The organism is Myroides oncorhynchi, from assembly GCF_020905415.1.
In the GTDB taxonomy this organism is placed as follows: domain Bacteria; phylum Bacteroidota; class Bacteroidia; order Flavobacteriales; family Flavobacteriaceae; genus Flavobacterium; species Flavobacterium oncorhynchi_A.
In genome coordinates this window covers 1,429,400-1,445,483 of sequence record NZ_JAJJMP010000001.1, presented here as the reverse complement: position 1 = coordinate 1,445,483, position 16,084 = coordinate 1,429,400, and the positions used below count along the sequence as shown (strand labels likewise).

11 protein-coding genes are annotated in these 16,084 nt (G+C 33.9%); 1 reads left to right on the top strand and 10 read right to left on the bottom strand.

All coding sequences use genetic code 11. The annotated features are described in order from the left end of the window. Positions 1-70: 70 nt before the first annotated feature. The 9 genes from LNQ81_RS06345 to uvrC form a co-directional block, all read right to left on the bottom strand. Positions 71-2,872, bottom strand: a complete 2,802-nt coding sequence (locus tag LNQ81_RS06345; RefSeq protein WP_229945311.1) for a TonB-dependent receptor — start codon at positions 2,870-2,872, stop codon at positions 71-73. 104 nt (positions 2,873-2,976) lie between these two features. Next, positions 2,977-4,602, bottom strand: a complete 1,626-nt coding sequence (gene pgi, locus LNQ81_RS06340) for a glucose-6-phosphate isomerase (protein ID WP_229945310.1) — start codon at positions 4,600-4,602, stop codon at positions 2,977-2,979. 14 nt (positions 4,603-4,616) lie between these two features. Next, complete coding sequence (locus LNQ81_RS06335) at positions 4,617-5,858, bottom strand: M23 family metallopeptidase (RefSeq protein ID WP_229945309.1); 1,242 nt, start codon at positions 5,856-5,858, stop codon at positions 4,617-4,619. 36 nt (positions 5,859-5,894) lie between these two features. After that, positions 5,895-6,815 (bottom strand): tryptophan 2,3-dioxygenase family protein, encoded by a 921-nt coding sequence (locus LNQ81_RS06330; RefSeq protein WP_229945308.1) that lies wholly within the window; start codon positions 6,813-6,815, stop codon positions 5,895-5,897. Between the two features lie 15 nt (positions 6,816-6,830). Then, on the bottom strand, positions 6,831-7,610 hold the full coding sequence (locus LNQ81_RS06325) for a DUF3108 domain-containing protein (RefSeq protein ID WP_229945307.1): 780 nt from the start codon (positions 7,608-7,610) through the stop codon (positions 6,831-6,833). A gap of 258 nt (positions 7,611-7,868) precedes the next feature. Continuing rightward, on the bottom strand, positions 7,869-9,029 hold the full coding sequence (hppD, locus tag LNQ81_RS06320; protein ID WP_229945306.1) for a 4-hydroxyphenylpyruvate dioxygenase: 1,161 nt from the start codon (positions 9,027-9,029) through the stop codon (positions 7,869-7,871). Positions 9,030-9,061: 32 nt separating this feature from the next. After that, positions 9,062-10,228, bottom strand: a complete 1,167-nt coding sequence (locus tag LNQ81_RS06315) for a homogentisate 1,2-dioxygenase (protein WP_229945305.1) — start codon at positions 10,226-10,228, stop codon at positions 9,062-9,064. A gap of 634 nt (positions 10,229-10,862) precedes the next feature. After that, a complete protein-coding gene (locus tag LNQ81_RS06310; protein ID WP_229945304.1) occupies positions 10,863-13,100 on the bottom strand; it encodes a patatin-like phospholipase family protein in 2,238 nt (745 codons plus the stop codon). 16 nt (positions 13,101-13,116) lie between these two features. Continuing rightward, complete coding sequence (uvrC, locus tag LNQ81_RS06305) at positions 13,117-14,913, bottom strand: excinuclease ABC subunit UvrC (protein WP_229945303.1); 1,797 nt, start codon at positions 14,911-14,913, stop codon at positions 13,117-13,119. A gap of 389 nt (positions 14,914-15,302) precedes the next feature. Between uvrC and LNQ81_RS06300 the strand changes: the two genes are divergently transcribed. Continuing rightward, complete coding sequence (locus tag LNQ81_RS06300) at positions 15,303-15,521, top strand: addiction module component CHP02574 family protein (RefSeq protein ID WP_229945302.1); 219 nt, start codon at positions 15,303-15,305, stop codon at positions 15,519-15,521. Between the two features lie 315 nt (positions 15,522-15,836). Here the strand turns inward: LNQ81_RS06300 and LNQ81_RS06295 are convergent, their stop codons facing one another. Further along, complete coding sequence (locus LNQ81_RS06295; RefSeq protein WP_229945301.1) at positions 15,837-16,067, bottom strand: hypothetical protein; 231 nt, start codon at positions 16,065-16,067, stop codon at positions 15,837-15,839. Between the last annotated feature and the right edge of the window lie 17 nt (positions 16,068-16,084).

Below are 16,084 nucleotides of genomic sequence, written 5' to 3'. Positions count from 1 at the left end.
CTAAAATTACACAATAAAAAAAGGAGACCGTAGACGATCTCCTTTTTTGTGATATATTTTTGTATAACTGTTAGAAGTTATAACGTAAAGTAGCATTCCAAGTTCTTCCAACACCAAAATATACTTCATTTCTAGTGTCTAAACCTTTCCAAGTTGTACTAGTTTCTGTAGCATGAATATTAGTTCTTGATGCAGTAACATAAGTAGTATCAAATACGTTATTAACATTCACACGCATAGATACAGAATTTTTCTTACCTTTTCCAACTTCCATTTTGTAAGATAATCCAGCATCAAACAAGTTAAATGATGGTAATTTTACAGCTCCTGCATTTCCTTCTTTAGAAAAGTCTTGAGGGTTTATTAAACCATAATACTTATCATTAAAACGGTAGTTACCATCTATTTTTAATCCTGGTACAATTTCATAAGCAGCCCCTAAATTAATTATAAATTGAGGAGCATCTCCTACTTTAACACCATCTAAATATAATTTACTTGTCATAAATCCACTACTTGGATTATTAGGATCCACTAAGATAGGGTTGTTATCTTGTAAGTTTTGATAATCTGCAGTAACGTTACCTTTATATTTCCAATCTCCCCAAGATAAAGACCCAGTGATATCTAAGCGACTAACTGGATTAGCAATAAAATCAAATTCAAAACCTTGGTGTAACTGTTCAACTCCATATAAATTAGCATAAGCATCGACTATGTTATTCTTATCCTTATAAACATCATTAGCAGTAGTTCTGATAATTCTATCTTTCCACGATGTTCTATAAACATTCACATTAGCTTTAAATCCAGTTAAACGAAGACCATAACCTAATTCAAAACCTAAGATCTTTTCGTTTTGTAAATTAGGATTCATATCATTACTATTATTGATATAAACACCATTATTCATGAATGGTTGACGTGAGAAATATCCAGCATTACCAAAAACATTGTGGTTTTCATTAATGTTATAGTTAAGCCCCCCTTTAATACTACCACCAACTAAACTTTTATAACCAGATTTATACTTATCCTGTCCAGCTTCAGTACGTCTATCATATTTCATATAATCTACACGTTGAAACCATTGATTAGAGATAGATCCTTGTGCAAAAACTGTTAAGTTATCTTTAGAGTACTCTACTTGTCCAAAACCACCTAACCATTTTACATCACCATCATTATTATAACCAACCTTTTCTCTATCATTCCAATTAACCCATGGATTTAATGAAGATTTAGCATTATACGTTTCAGAAACGACATGTCTTCTACTTGCTTCAGTTTGAGCATTACCATAGTTAAAATCATTAGTATCAGCATAACCATTAGCTCCATAAAGATTAACTAAGTTTTGGAAATGGTAACCTTTATACAAACGAGCATCTAGACCTATATCAAATGTCCAATTCTCATTTACTTTAGCATTTAAGTTCATAACTGTACCATACCAATCATGAGAGTTAATACTTGCTCTTTGAGCAAAACCATTACTTCTATCAGTAATATATTGTCCTTGATAATCTCCTGTACCTTGAGGTTTTAAAGCTCCCCAACCTGCTACATTTTGTCCAGTGTTATAGCGTTCAATATCATCATATCTTACGTGTCCTTGAGCATCTCTAAGATTACTATCACGGTCACCAAATTTACCAATCTTACCAAGTGTTCCAGTACCTCCACCACGGCCCCAAGAACCATAAACTACTGTTGAGAACTTAAACATTTCGTTTATATTGAAATCCCAGTTTAAAGACATTACTGGTTTGTTGTAGAAATTAGATCTCCAGTTGTATCCCTCTCCTTGATATTGACCATAATCAACATTCCACTTTCTATTAATCTCACCATTATTGTACTTATACATATCATCAATAGTAGTCATTGTAGAACGTTGTCTGTGATCTTGACTAGCTCCAGTAAAAGTAAACTGTAAGTTGTGACGGCTATCTTTAGAACGGTATCCTAAACCTAAGAAATAGCTTACTGCTTCGAAATCAGTTCCTTCAACATAACCATTCCCTCTATTATAACTCATTAAAACAGAAGCAGAGAAACCATTCTCCAAAACTCCAGTATTATAAGATGCTAAGCCTTTAAAGTAATTGTCATTACCCACACTTGCCATAACAGAACCTCCTTCTCTTGCATCAGCTGTACGTGTTAATACATTGATTGTTCCTCCTACAGAAGAAATAGCAATTTTAGAAGATCCTAATCCACGTTGAACTTGCATAGCAGACGTAACATCTGATAAACCAGCCCAGTTAGACCAATAAACAGCTCCACCTTCCATATCATTAACAGGCATACCGTTAATTAATACAGCGATGTTTCTTTGATCAAAACCACGGATATTAATAGTTGAATCTCCAAATCCACCTCCTGCTTTTGAAGCATAAACAGATGGCGTTGTGTTTAAAATTTCAGGAAATTCTTGAGAACCAAGTTTTTCTTGAATTTCAGCTGCCTTGATTGTAGAAACGGCTACTGGAGTTTTACGATCTTTAGCTACGTCAGCCACACCCATAATAACGATGTCATCTAACATGCTCTCGTCTGCAGCAAGTACTACAGTACCAAGATCAGCTTTCTTGTCAGCGCCAACTGTGAAAGCTACAGTTTTAGTTTGATATCCGATAAAAGAGATAACTACTTCTCCTTTATCCCCAGAAACACTCAATTCGAACTTACCATCTGTATCAGATGATGTACCATTCTGAGTTCCTTTCAATATCACAGTTGCACCAGGTAATCCCGATTGGAATTCTCCATCTACAACAATACCAGTGATTTTGTTCTGTGAAAATGCGGATACTGAGGTAAATATCATTACCATCATTAGCATCCAGTTCTTCAAGTTTTTCATTTTGTAAGTGTAAGTGATAAAATTATTTTCGCGACAAATGTACAAAAACATATATTCGCAATGTTACCAAAACATTAAAATTAACGTTTAACCACTATTTAGACTTATTCTACTATTCTGTTTTTCACAAAATAACGCAACAAAAACTCAGTAGAACTATCATGTTCGCAAATATTTTTTGTTTTAATTTCGTTTTGTATATTCTTTGCCAAAATCTTTCCGTACTCTACACCGAACTGATCGAAGCTAAAAATATTCCAAATTACACCTTGTACAAATGTTTTATGTTCATATAATGCGATCAATTCCCCTAGAGATTTAGGTGTCAACTTCTGAATTAATAACGTATTAGAAGGTTTATTTCCACAAAACTCTCTAAAATTACTTAAAAAAGGACCTCCATCACTATCATATTGTTCTCCTACCTTTCCCTTTAATAAAGCCTCACTTTGCCCAAAAAAGTTAGACATTAAAATATCGTGATTAGTACTTTCTTTAAAATGAGGATTAACAAAACCAATAAAGTCTATTGGTATCACTTTGGTACCCTGATGAAATAACTGAAAAAAAGCATGTTGTGCTGAAACACCTACTTCTCCCCATATTAATGTACCTGTCTGATAATTAACAGGATCGCCATTTCTATCTTTATTCTTACCGTTACTTTCCATAATCATCTGTTGTAGATGAGCAGGAAGCTTACCAAGTAATTGACTATACGGAACAACAGCTTCAGTCTCATAGCAATAAAAGTTATTATACCAGACACTCAACAAAGCTAATACTACAGGTATATTATTACTAAAATCTGCCTCAATAAAATGACGATCCATTGAATATGCACCTTCTAAAAGCATTTCAAAATTATCATAACCAACTGCCAAAGCAATAGAAATACCTACAGCGCTCCATAAAGAAAAACGTCCTCCTACAAAATCCCACATTGGATAAATATTTTCACGCTTTAAGCCAAAACTCATAGCTTCTTCTATTGCAGCAGATACCCCAACATAATGATTACTCAAATCAACAGCACCTAAACTATCCTCTAACCAATACTTAACCTTCTTAGCATTTTCGATAGTTTCTTGAGTAGTAAAAGTTTTAGATACAATTAAAACTAAAGTAGTTTCAGGGTTTAACTTTTTCAATACAGATTGTAAATAATCATCATCAACATTTGAGATATAATGCATCCCTAAATCATTGCGATAATTTGCTAAAGCATGAACAACCATCTTAGGTCCTAAGTCCGAACCTCCGATGCCTATATTTATAACATCTGTAAATCTCTTACCCGAAAAAGACACATACTGTCCTTTTAAAACATTGGATGTAAAATCCTTAATACGTTCTCGAGTATTTACTATATCAGACATTACGAATTCACCTTCTACTTCTAAACTAGATGTAGAAGAAAGGTCTCTTAATGCTGTATGCAATACTGCTCTCTTTTCCGTAGCGTTGATGACTTCACCTTTAAACATTGCCTGAATAGCCTCCTTAAGCTTTAATTCATTAGCAAGTTCGAACAACAGATTCATCGTTTCATCTGTCACTTTATTCTTAGAATAATCTAATAAAAAATCATTCCATTGAATATGCATTTTTTCTGCTCTATCCGAATCTTCAGCAAAAAGATCTTGCATTTGCACAAACTCCATTTGTGCAAAATGTGCTCTAAGCTTTTTCCAAGCCAAAGTACCAGAAGGATTTATACTATCTAACATTGCATCTCCGTTCTTTATTCTCCTAGAAATTTTTCGTTTAACACTTTATCTAACTCAGCTTTTAGTGGATTAATATAGGCTTTAAAACCTGGTAAATCTCTCTTCTCCATTGGCACTGAATTTGGAAGATTCTGGCTTAATGGGTCAACCTGCACTCCATTTTTCCAAAATCTATAACAAACATGCGGCCCTGTTGCTAACCCAGTACTTCCAACTAAACCTATCGTCTGTCCTTGATCAACTCTTTGTCCCACTTTTACAAGTATTTTGGACATATGCAAATATTGCGTAGAATATGAACCACTGTGTTTTACTTTAACAAAGTTACCATTTCCTGCGGTATATCCAGCTCTTTCTACAACTCCAGATGCTGTTGTCATAATTGGTGTCCCAGATGGAGCAGCATAATCTGTTCCATTGTGAGATTTCCATCTTTTCTGAACAGGATGAAATCTATTTTTAGAATATTTAGAAGTAATTCTAAAGAATTTTAAAGGTGCTTTCAAAAACATTGCCTTCATAGGTCTTCCTTCTTCATCAAAGTATTCTACTGATTTACTCCCATCTCTTTTATATGGAAATGAATATAAATCCTTTCCTCTATATCTAAAATAAGCTGCTTCTATTTTTGAAATACCAAGATAAACTGTATCATTTATATATTTCTCTTCAATTGTGAAAGCAAATCTATCTTCAGGTTTTAACTTAAAGAAGTCAATAGACCAAGCAAAAATCTGAGACATTTTTGTTGCTAAAGATTGATCCACTCCCTCTTTTGCAAGACTAGCAGATAACGAACCTTCTATTTCTGAAGCAACAGTTCTTCTTTTAATAGTTACGGGATAAGTAATTGTATAAGCTCGAACAGAATCACGTAAATCAATTACTTGATATCCTGTTACATTTGGATGGTATATAAATGCAGCTAACTTCTCTTGATCTTTCCTATGTTTAACTAGAGCATAAGGTTGTCCTACTCTAATATTTCTAACATTAAAAGTATCTTTTACTTGTGTTACAATATTAAGTACTTCTGTAGAACCAATATTATTCTCTCCAAAAATCTTACCTAAATTATCTCCACTGCGAATGGTGTCTTCTACCAAAACATAATCCTTTAGTTGAAAACCATATAGTTCTCCAACTATTTCTTCGGCATGTTCAACTTTTGGTTGCTCTTCAATTGTAACCTCTTCTGTCTTTTTACATGAAAAAAGTGCAGAAGCGATTAATATACTATATATAAAATGCTTCAAAACTCTAAAATATCTTTTATTTACAACTTCCTCTCCTTATTTTCCCCAATTAGCTTTCTCTTCCTCACTCCATAAATCAGGGAAGAAAATGCGCTTCTGATACTGTGGCAACATATACTTCTTCCAATCACTTCCCCCTGTAGCTTCTTTAGTTTCCCCCTTATTACTTTCTAAATACTTCAGTGCCGCTTCATAATGCCCCATTACCCATGTAACATTCACCGTTTTATCAAAATGCCTCATCGTATTAATCAATTCAATATCTGATCTAGACTCTAAGGGTAACTTTACAAATTTCTGCCATAAATTTGTTTTTTCATAATCTTTCATGGCTTTAACAAATATTTCACAATACTTATCTTCAAACTCTCTAAGTAAATATGATTTCTCTCCTGTCACGTAATCCTTACCAGCTGCCTGCCAATACATATATTCTAACGCTTCCTTTTCAGAAATATTTTGTGGTAAATCGCCAACAAAACGCTTGTCAATCAAATTAATCCAATCTGTGCAACCAAATTCAATCAGTCTATATTGACTACTTTGAAATCCACTTGCAGGAGCTAAGGTATTTCTAAACTTAAGATACTGCTCTACATCCATACCCTCTTTCATAATAGTAAAAGAAGATGTTAACATGTCAAAATAACGACTTATCCTATTCAAGCGATCTTTAAAGAACTCAACTGTAAGCAGATTATCAGTACAAGAACTAACTTGATCTAATTCCCACAATATCATTTTAAAAAGCAATTCGTTTACTTGATGATACATGATAAATACCATTTCATCAGGCAATACTGTTCTTTGTGTTTGAAGACTAAGTAAGGCATCAGTCTGAATATAATCCCAATATGTAATAGGCTTTGCATACAGCATACCTTCTATTTGTGTTTCAGCCTTAATTCCTAATTCATTAAAGCGTTCTACCACATCAGAGAACTTTTGATTTATCATAATTTTGGTGGTCTGTTATTTTTCGAATTTCAACTTCGTTACTAAATTTTTATAGTCAGATAAATCTGCTTTTAAAGATCCTACTGCAAGACTAGCTTTGATGCGAACTGGTACTTTATTCACGTCAGAACTTACCCAAACAGTCAAGCTCTCTTTCTCCTTAAACACTCTTCCTGCCATCACATAAGGACGAAACTTTAAAGTTTTCAATTTACCAAAATTTGTCTTTAAAACTTCCTCTCCAAGAAATTTTAATTTAAATTTAAATATCTCACCATCAAAAAACATGTCAATCTCAATAGATTCGCCTATTTTAAGATCATTTAAGCCAGGGTATTTACGCAGATAATAGAACGCTGATACAATATCTTGTACATTGCGCGTGATACCATATTCTTTCTCTGTCTTTTTCTCATAGTCTTTCACTGTAGACTTCATTGTCTTATAGTTAAACCATCCTTCCTGATCTTTTGTATACCCCCCTTCATCTATTTTACGTATAAAACGATGTGGGACTACACTATTTTTTTCAAAATAACTTTCGTAATTATCATAGACTTTAAAAAACACTTTGGTAACGCCCGTTGTATAACCAATACCCTTGGCATGATATACAGGAATGCCGTTATGAACTGTATCAGTCAAGCGCAATGTCGCAATACCAGCATTTACTGGACCATAACTAATTCTAAACTTAAGGAATTCTCCTTTGTCAAAGGCTTTCACAGAAGATTGTGAATATACAAAACTAGTGCACAAAACAAACACTAGATATATTAGAAGATTCTTTTTCATATTAGTCGTATTTTAATCAAAAATACTAAACAAAAAAACCCAGCCAAAGAAATGACTGAGTTTTTATGCTATTAACCAACCAAAAAACTATAAATTATGAAAAATTTATTACACTCAAATAAAGCTTATGACGACTTTATTTTTGCGAGTGCAAATGTATGTTTTTTTTTCGGTTAATACCACATCTATTAGTTTTTAACCTATATTTAACTTATAGAACCAACAGAAGCATTATTTTAGTATTTAATTAACTGAATTCTAAAGTGTTCCTCTTTTTTCTTGCTCTCTCTCGATTGATTCAAAAAGCGCTTTAAAGTTCCCCGCACCAAAACCTCGAGCTCCCATACGCTGAATAATTTCAAAAAACAACGTAGGACGATCTTCCACAGGCTTAGTAAATATCTGTAATAGATACCCCTCTTCATCCGCATCTATCATAATACCTAATTTCTGAAGTTCATTAATATCCTCTTTCATCATATCCATGTGTACACCTAGACGTGTAGGGATCATATCATAATAAGCTTGGGGAGGTGCAGATAAAAACTCAACACCTCTATTCTTCATTGCTGCCACAGTTTTAATAATATCATCTGTTGCTACAGCTATATGTTGTATACCTGATCCATTATAAAAATCCAGATATTCCTCTACTTGTGATCTTTTTGCTCCTTCAGCTGGTTCATTGATTGGAAACTTAATTCTACCATTTCCATTAGACATTACTTTACTCATTAAAGCTGAATATTCTGTATTAATTTGCTTGTCATCAAAAGACAAGAAATTAACGAATCCCATCACATCCTCATACCACTTTACCCAAGTGTTCATCTCATTCCACCCCACATTACCTACCATATGGTCAACGTATTTCAAACCTACTGATGAAGGATTATAATCACTTTCCCACTTCTTAAAACTTGGCAAGAATGTTCCCGTGTAATTTTTGCGTTCTACAAACATATGCACAGTCTCCCCATAAGTGTAAATCCCTGCACGAACTACCTCGCCAAACTCATCTTTTTCAACTACAGGCTCCATATATGATTTCGCTCCACGACTAGTAGTTTCTTCATAAGCTTTACGTGCATCTTCTACCCATAACGCCACCACTTTTACACCATCTCCATGTTTTACGATATGGTTATTCAAATCTGACTCTGCAGTAAGTGGAGTGGTTAATACAATTCTTATTTTATCTTGTACCAGTACATAAGAGGCACGATCTCTAACACCTGTTTCTAATCCTGCATAAGCTAAAGATTGAAACCCAAATGCCGTTTTATAAAAATGTGCTGCTTGTTTTGCATTTCCTACTATGAACTCTACATAATCGGTTCCTAATAAAGGCAAGAAATCCTGTGCTCCTTCAAATATTTTTTCCAGTCCAAACTCTACAGACTTTACTTCTTTACTCATAATTTATAGTTTTTAGGTTGTTGTTTGTTTTTTTACTTCTCTGGTTCTAACCAAGATTGATAATATTTCTCATCTGCTATTTTCATCGCCTCTTCTGTCACCATTAAGGGTTTGAATGTATCCACCATAACAGCTAATTCTTGTGTTTCAGTCTTTCCAATTGATCTTTCTGCTGCACCTGGATGAGGGCCATGAGGAATACCTGCTGGATGTAGTGATATATGTCCTGCCTCAATGTCATTACGACTCATAAAGTCTCCGTCTACATAATACAATACCTCATCACTATCTATATTACTATGATTATAAGGCGCAGGTATCGAATCTGGATGATAATCATATAGTCTAGGCACAAATGAACAAATAACGAAAGCATCTGTTTCGAAAGTCTGATGTACAGGAGGCGGTTGGTGAATACGCCCTGTAATTGGTTCGAAATCGTGAATAGAAAATGCATACGGATAGTTGTAACCATCATATCCCACTACATCAAAAGGGTGTGTAGCATAGACCATATCGAATATCTCATCTTGCTTTCTAACTTTAATCAAGAAATCCCCTTCTTCATTATGTGTTTCTAAAACTGCTGGACGGCGAATATCACGCTCACAAAATGGAGAATGTTCTAATAACTGACCAAACCAGTTTCGATATCGTTTTGGAGTATAAATAGGCCTTCTAGACTCAACGATAAACAATCTGTTATCTTCAGTATCAAAGTCTATTTGATAGATAATCCCACGAGGAATCAACAAATAATCTCCATACTTAAAAGTCAAATTACCTAGCATTGTCCTAAGTGTTCCTGTACCTTTATGAATAAACAGTAACTCGTCAGAATCTGTGTTTTTATAAAAATATTCCTTCATTGACTTTTTAGGAGCAGCTAACACAATAGTACAATCACTATTTGTTAAAACGGCTTTTCGACTATCTAAATAATCATCTTCTGGATTAACTTGAAATCCACGTAAACGGTATGATTGAATATTATTGGCTTTTGCTATTTTAGGAGCAACACTATATTGTCCTAAAATTTTCTTTACTTGAGTTGGTCGATGTTCGTGATACATATTAGTTGACATACCGTCAAAACCAATAGTTCCAAACAATTGCTCATAATACAAGTCCCCATTTTCCTTTCGAAATATGGTATGACGCTTAGGGGGAATTTTCCCTAAATGGTGATACAAAGGCATAATTACTTATATTTTTTGGTTGGTAATAAGAATCTTAGAATAAACTATATAGATCAAAGTGCATATCTCAATAAGCATTAAAAATATCCCTTAGATAGATTTAATAAACTCATAGAATGCTCATATATAGAAATAGCTAATTATCAAGAAAGATAGTAGACTATTAATAAATCGATACGAATGAAACTAACTGTTGTAACCAGCTATTGATTAACTTAAAGTAGTATAATAAAGAACTCACTCACTCAGGCTTGCGCTTGATGAGGAACTTTAAATAAGCTAATAATCCGTTCCATTGTGTTTTCATAACAACACAAATATCGAAATAAAAATGAATTATACAAGTTTTAGTCTAAATTTATTTTACATATCCATAATAAAATTAAAGAAAATGAATGATATCCTTAAACCCAGAATCAGCGATAGACAAATAAACGAAAAGTAATTATACAAAATAGATCTGAATTAGTGATAAAAGCATACTATAGTATGGTTGTAGAGCTAATGAAAGAACTATAAAGTAGAATTGCTTTGTAGTATTTGGCTAATGCGGATCCTGAGTTAAACCCAGAATCTAAAAAAGGCTTACCAAGTTTCCTTAGCAAGCCTCTTCTTTATTCTACCTCTATATTTCTTAAAACCAGAATCCTACAGAGAATATAGCGTATGTACTTCCTGTATCAGGAGAATATGTATATTTAAACTCTATAGGGCCTATCATACTCTGCATACCATAACCTACTGCATACCCAGAATACTTTGTTTTCGTAAACCATTCGGAACTTGCAAATATCTTATCTCCTGCATTAGCATAATTAGCCGTTAAATTTATATGATGTTTTTTAAAAATCTCATAATCAAAAGTTATACTCCCAGTTATAAATGAATTTCCACCTATCCCCATCAAATCATAACCAAAAAAAGAAACTATATTATCTCTATCTGCAAAACCATAACCTCCTAGATAATAACCAAATCCAAGACTTGGCAAACCTCCTATCACAGTCCCTAATCTAGATTTCAAATCGACTGCGAGTTTATCTGTGATACGAGTAGCATAACCTACTTGTCCTGTTATCGTCGAAAAGTTCTCAAAATCATAAGAACCATTTTTCAAACTATTACTTGAGTAAAAAAAGTTTTTATATTCTCCTTTAAATAAAAATCCTCTTCTCGGAAAATATTTATTATCATAAGTATCCACAGTTACATTTGCAAAACCTCCTAAGTAATGATTTCTATCAAATCTTGCAGAAGGAACATTCAATGTTTTACTTCGAATATCTAAGAAACGATGTTCTATACCTATATTCAACAAATATTTCTGCTTATAAAAAGATTGAAAATAAAGCTTGTTCTCTAAATCAGCATAGTCTACTCCAAACTTAGATGGTGCGTTTTCTATGACATTACTATCTCCTACAGCATCCACAAGCATCTGATAAGGCAAATCTCTGTTAAATTGATTATAGCGCGAAGACACACCTACACTCCAGTAAAAACCATTATCTATAAAGTAATTAAAGTTATAGCGAACATTGTCTCCTAAAGCTAAATCTAGAGATGCCACATCACTTTTAGTAAATAAGTTTTTTTGTGTAACATTCACTAAAGCGGCTGCCTTATACAAAGCATCGTAATGCACTCCTAACTTTAAATATCGATTAACAGGATTTTCTACTAAAGTTATATCTAACTCATCTTTATTCCCATCTGCCATAAAACGGTACGTCATACTACTAAAGTTCTCTGTACCATTAAGCTGAGTTATACCTTCTGACATTTGATCGAAAGAAATCTTTGTATTGGGTTTAAAACCTAGTTTACCATGTACATATCGACGTGTAAATCTATTTAAGCCATGGATATCTATACTCGATACATGAATAGAATCAGACTGCTTAGGTACATAATGCTCCTTTGCTACATCCTTGTTCCCTCCTAACAATTTTAAATCAACTATCACCTTATTCGCTGCATCTACTCCCCTAGAAATAATAGGCTCACCTTCGTCAAAAGAAACTACTGTATAGCCTACAATATCAGGTTTAATATAAACATCTGTTTTAGGCAATTTTTCTTTCATTTGCCTAATCGTAGAATAATTTGATATCTGAAGTAGTAAATCAGGGGCACCTTGTATCTCCTTAATTGTCTTTAAGTCATCTTGTACATCTACTCCTATGACTATATCAGCTCCCATTTCACGCAATTGATCAATAGGATAATTATTCACTACACCACCATCTATCAGATACTTCCCATCTATCTCTACAGGAGCGAATAACGATGGAAAAGCCCCACTCGCTAATATAACTTGAGGTAAATAACCATTCTTAAGTACCACTCCTTCTCCAGTCTCAAGGTCAGTTGCTATACATAAAAAAGGAATCTTTAACTTGCTAAAATCATCTATATGACGGACATGGGCTAATAATCTATTCATCAAGTTATAGTTGTACATTCCTCTAGATAACGCCTTTGGAAATCCTATCTTAAAGTTATCAAATGGCAATGAAAGTGCATATATCTCATCATTCTTCTTCTCATAAAACGATTTTGAGATTCGTGGTATATAATCCTTAATTAATGCAGATACATCTATACTATTAAAAATTGAGTCCAACTCTGAAGCAGTATACCCAGAAGCATACAGACCACCAACGATCGCCCCCATACTCGTACCTGCTATATAGTCTACCTTGACTCCTTCTTCTTCTAGTACTTTTAGCACCCCGATATGAGCTAATCCTTTAGCACCACCTCCACTAAGTACTAAACCTACCTTAGGTCTTTCTTTCTCTCCTTCCGCCCCATAACTATTGGTTACTAAACAGATAGAAAATAATGAAAGTATTAATAATCTATACATAGCTTTTATTTTTCATCTAATTTACTTGAAAAAAATCAAATACTAGCTTCCCTTTTGACTTTCCTATTACTTTTTCTAAATCCTCTTGGCTAGCCTCCTTGATTCTCTTAGTCGACTTAAAGTGATTCATCAGCGTAGTCTTAGTCTTTTCGCCTACTCCCGTAATATTATCAAGTTCACTTGTTATTGCATTCTTACTTCTCTGGTTTCTGTGAAAGGTCAAACCAAACCTATGTGCCTCATCTCTAAGGTTAATAATCACCTTCATCGTCTCTGATCGCTTATCTAGATAAAGAGGAATACTATCTCCTGGATAAAATATTTCTTCTAATCGTTCTGCTAAACTGATAATAGAAACTTTCCCTCTTATCCCTAACTGATCTAGACATTTTAAGGCTACACCTAACTGTCCTTTTCCTCCATCAATCACGATTAAGTCTGGTAAAGGCAACCCCTCTTCTAACACTCGCTTATAACGTCGATGCACGATCTCTTCCATAGAGTCATAATCATTAGGTCCCTCGACAGTCTTCACGTTAAAGTGTCGATAATCTTTTTTACTTGGCTTACCATCTTTAAACACTACACACGCCGCTACAGGGTTAGTTCCTTGTATATTTGAGTTATCAAAACATTCGATATGGCGAGGCTCCACATGCATACGCAAATCTTTTTTCATCTGTGTCATGATACGATTCACATGACGCTCTGGATCTACTATTTTGATTTGTTTTAACTGATCTATTCTATAATACTTTGCATTGCGTTCAGATAAGTCAAGCAACTTCTTCTTATCTCCTAACTTAGGTACAGTCACATGTATCCCCTCTTGAACCTCAACTTCAAATGGAGTAATAATCTCTTTAGAGTTTAAGTGAAAACGCTCTCTTAGTTCTGTAATCGCCAATTCTAATAACTCTTCATCCGTCTCATCTAGTTTCTTCTTCAACTCCATCGTATGCGAACGGATTATAGCTCCATAAGAAACCTGCAAGAAATTCACATAAGCCACTCCTTCATCAGAGATAATAGAGAACACATCCACATTGCTAATCTTAGAGCTAACGATAGTGGACTTAGACTGATAATTCTCTAGTAAGTCTATCTTATCCTTAACTTTCTGCGCCTCCTCAAATTCCATATTAGATGCCAATTCCATCATATAATCCTTAAACTCTTTAAGACTATCTTTAAAATTCCCCTTCAGAATATCTCGAATCGCTCTAATCTTATTATCATATTGCACATCACTCTCTCGCTCCTCGCAAGGACCTCCACAGTTGCCAATATGATATTCTAAACACACTTTATACTTTCCACTTCTTATATTACTTGTAGTCAAATCAAGACTACAGGTACGCAAAGGGTATAACTCCTTAATCAAATCGATCAACGTATGTACTGTCTTGATACTTGTATAAGGACCGAAGTATTCAGATCCATCTTTCACCATACGTCGGGTAGTAAACACTCTCGGAAAGGGTTCTTTCTTAATACATATCCACGGATAACTCTTATCGTCTTTTAACAAGACATTATAGCGAGGTTGTAGTTGCTTAATCAGATTATTCTCTAACAGTAATGCATCTGTTTCAGTAGGAACTACAATATGTTTAATCGTCACAATCTTCTTCACCAAGACATTCGTCTTCGCGTTATCGTGAATCTTATTAAAGTATGAACTTACTCTTTTCTTTAGGTTCTTTGCCTTCCCTACATAGAGGATTTTATCATCCTTATCATAGTATTGATATACTCCAGGCTGATCCGGTAATGTCTGTATCTGTAACGCTAAAGAAGGTGAAATTTGCATAATTATATATTGTATTTACAAAAATACAAAAACTATTCGCCCTACTAAAAAAACTGTTTAGTTTATACAAGACGCTGCGCTCAATTAAGAATTAGGAATTAAGAATCAGTACCTACGGTATAAAGTGATATAGAATGTGTATTCTCACATAGCATCACACAAGGCATTCCACCAAATACATAAGGTACAGACGCAATTAGACCAACACGCCTCCTGTCTCATTCACTAAAAACATCTACAAGATGTTTTCTTAACGTTCTGTCCAGTGTCACATAATGCGCCACACCACAATCTGAAAACTATAAATTATTACAAAACAAACGATTAACTAAAAAACTTAGACTATATATTCATACCTTTGTACATCATTCCCTTAAAACCAAACACACATGATAGCTCAATTAATCCAAGACGATGAAGGTAAAACTACAGGAGTTTTTATCACAATAGAAGATTGGGAACAAATCAAAAAAACTTACCCAGATATTGAGACTTTTGATTATGAGTTACCACAATGGCAAAAAGACATCTTAGATGAACGAATCAAGGACTTAGACAAACCTGAGATGCTACGCCCTATCAGTGATATTTTTGACTTTATTGATTAAGAATGACCTATACAGTCCTGTACCATATAAATGCTAAGAGTGATATTACTACTGCAAAACTGTGGTATAAAGATAAATCACACAGTTTAGAGAAGCGATTTCTAAAATCTGTTCAAAAAACAATTAAGCAAATCTCTTCCAATCCTTACTCTTTTGAAACAAGATATTGAGATACTCACATAACGTTTACACCAACATTCCCATACGGCATCCACTACCAAGTTAACGATAGTACAAAGACAATAATCATCTTAGCTGTCCTCCACACCTCACTAGCTTCTCACTACTAGTACTTCATATAGCACACCTTTAAACCTATTCTAAACAATAAACAACTGGTGGACTATTAAACCCTTCATTATAAATATACAGTCTGCTACATAGAGGACACTTTACTACTATAGTCATCTTATTATAAAGAATTTCAGCATCTATTAAACCACTATAATTATCATATTCTTCATCATAAATCATTAAATACTGATCACGACTAGGCACTCCACTAAGGTTTATTACTTCACTACATTCACACTTAAGCTTAGGCATATATTATCATTTTAAAA

Coding starts and splice junctions, on each gene's coding strand:
- LNQ81_RS06310 (WP_229945304.1), bottom strand. CDS start 13,100: ATGTATAGATTATTAATACTTTCATTATTTTCTATCTGTTTAGTAACC.
- LNQ81_RS06300 (WP_229945302.1), top strand. CDS start 15,303: ATGATAGCTCAATTAATCCAAGACGATGAAGGTAAAACTACAGGAGTT.
- LNQ81_RS06330 (WP_229945308.1), bottom strand. CDS start 6,815: ATGATAAATCAAAAGTTCTCTGATGTGGTAGAACGCTTTAATGAATTA.
- LNQ81_RS06325 (WP_229945307.1), bottom strand. CDS start 7,610: ATGAAAAAGAATCTTCTAATATATCTAGTGTTTGTTTTGTGCACTAGT.
- uvrC (WP_229945303.1), bottom strand. CDS start 14,913: ATGCAAATTTCACCTTCTTTAGCGTTACAGATACAGACATTACCGGAT.
- LNQ81_RS06315 (WP_229945305.1), bottom strand. CDS start 10,228: ATGCCTTTGTATCACCATTTAGGGAAAATTCCCCCTAAGCGTCATACC.
- LNQ81_RS06345 (WP_229945311.1), bottom strand. CDS start 2,872: ATGAAAAACTTGAAGAACTGGATGCTAATGATGGTAATGATATTTACC.
- hppD (WP_229945306.1), bottom strand. CDS start 9,029: ATGAGTAAAGAAGTAAAGTCTGTAGAGTTTGGACTGGAAAAAATATTT.
- LNQ81_RS06295 (WP_229945301.1), bottom strand. CDS start 16,067: ATGCCTAAGCTTAAGTGTGAATGTAGTGAAGTAATAAACCTTAGTGGA.
- pgi (WP_229945310.1), bottom strand. CDS start 4,602: ATGTTAGATAGTATAAATCCTTCTGGTACTTTGGCTTGGAAAAAGCTT.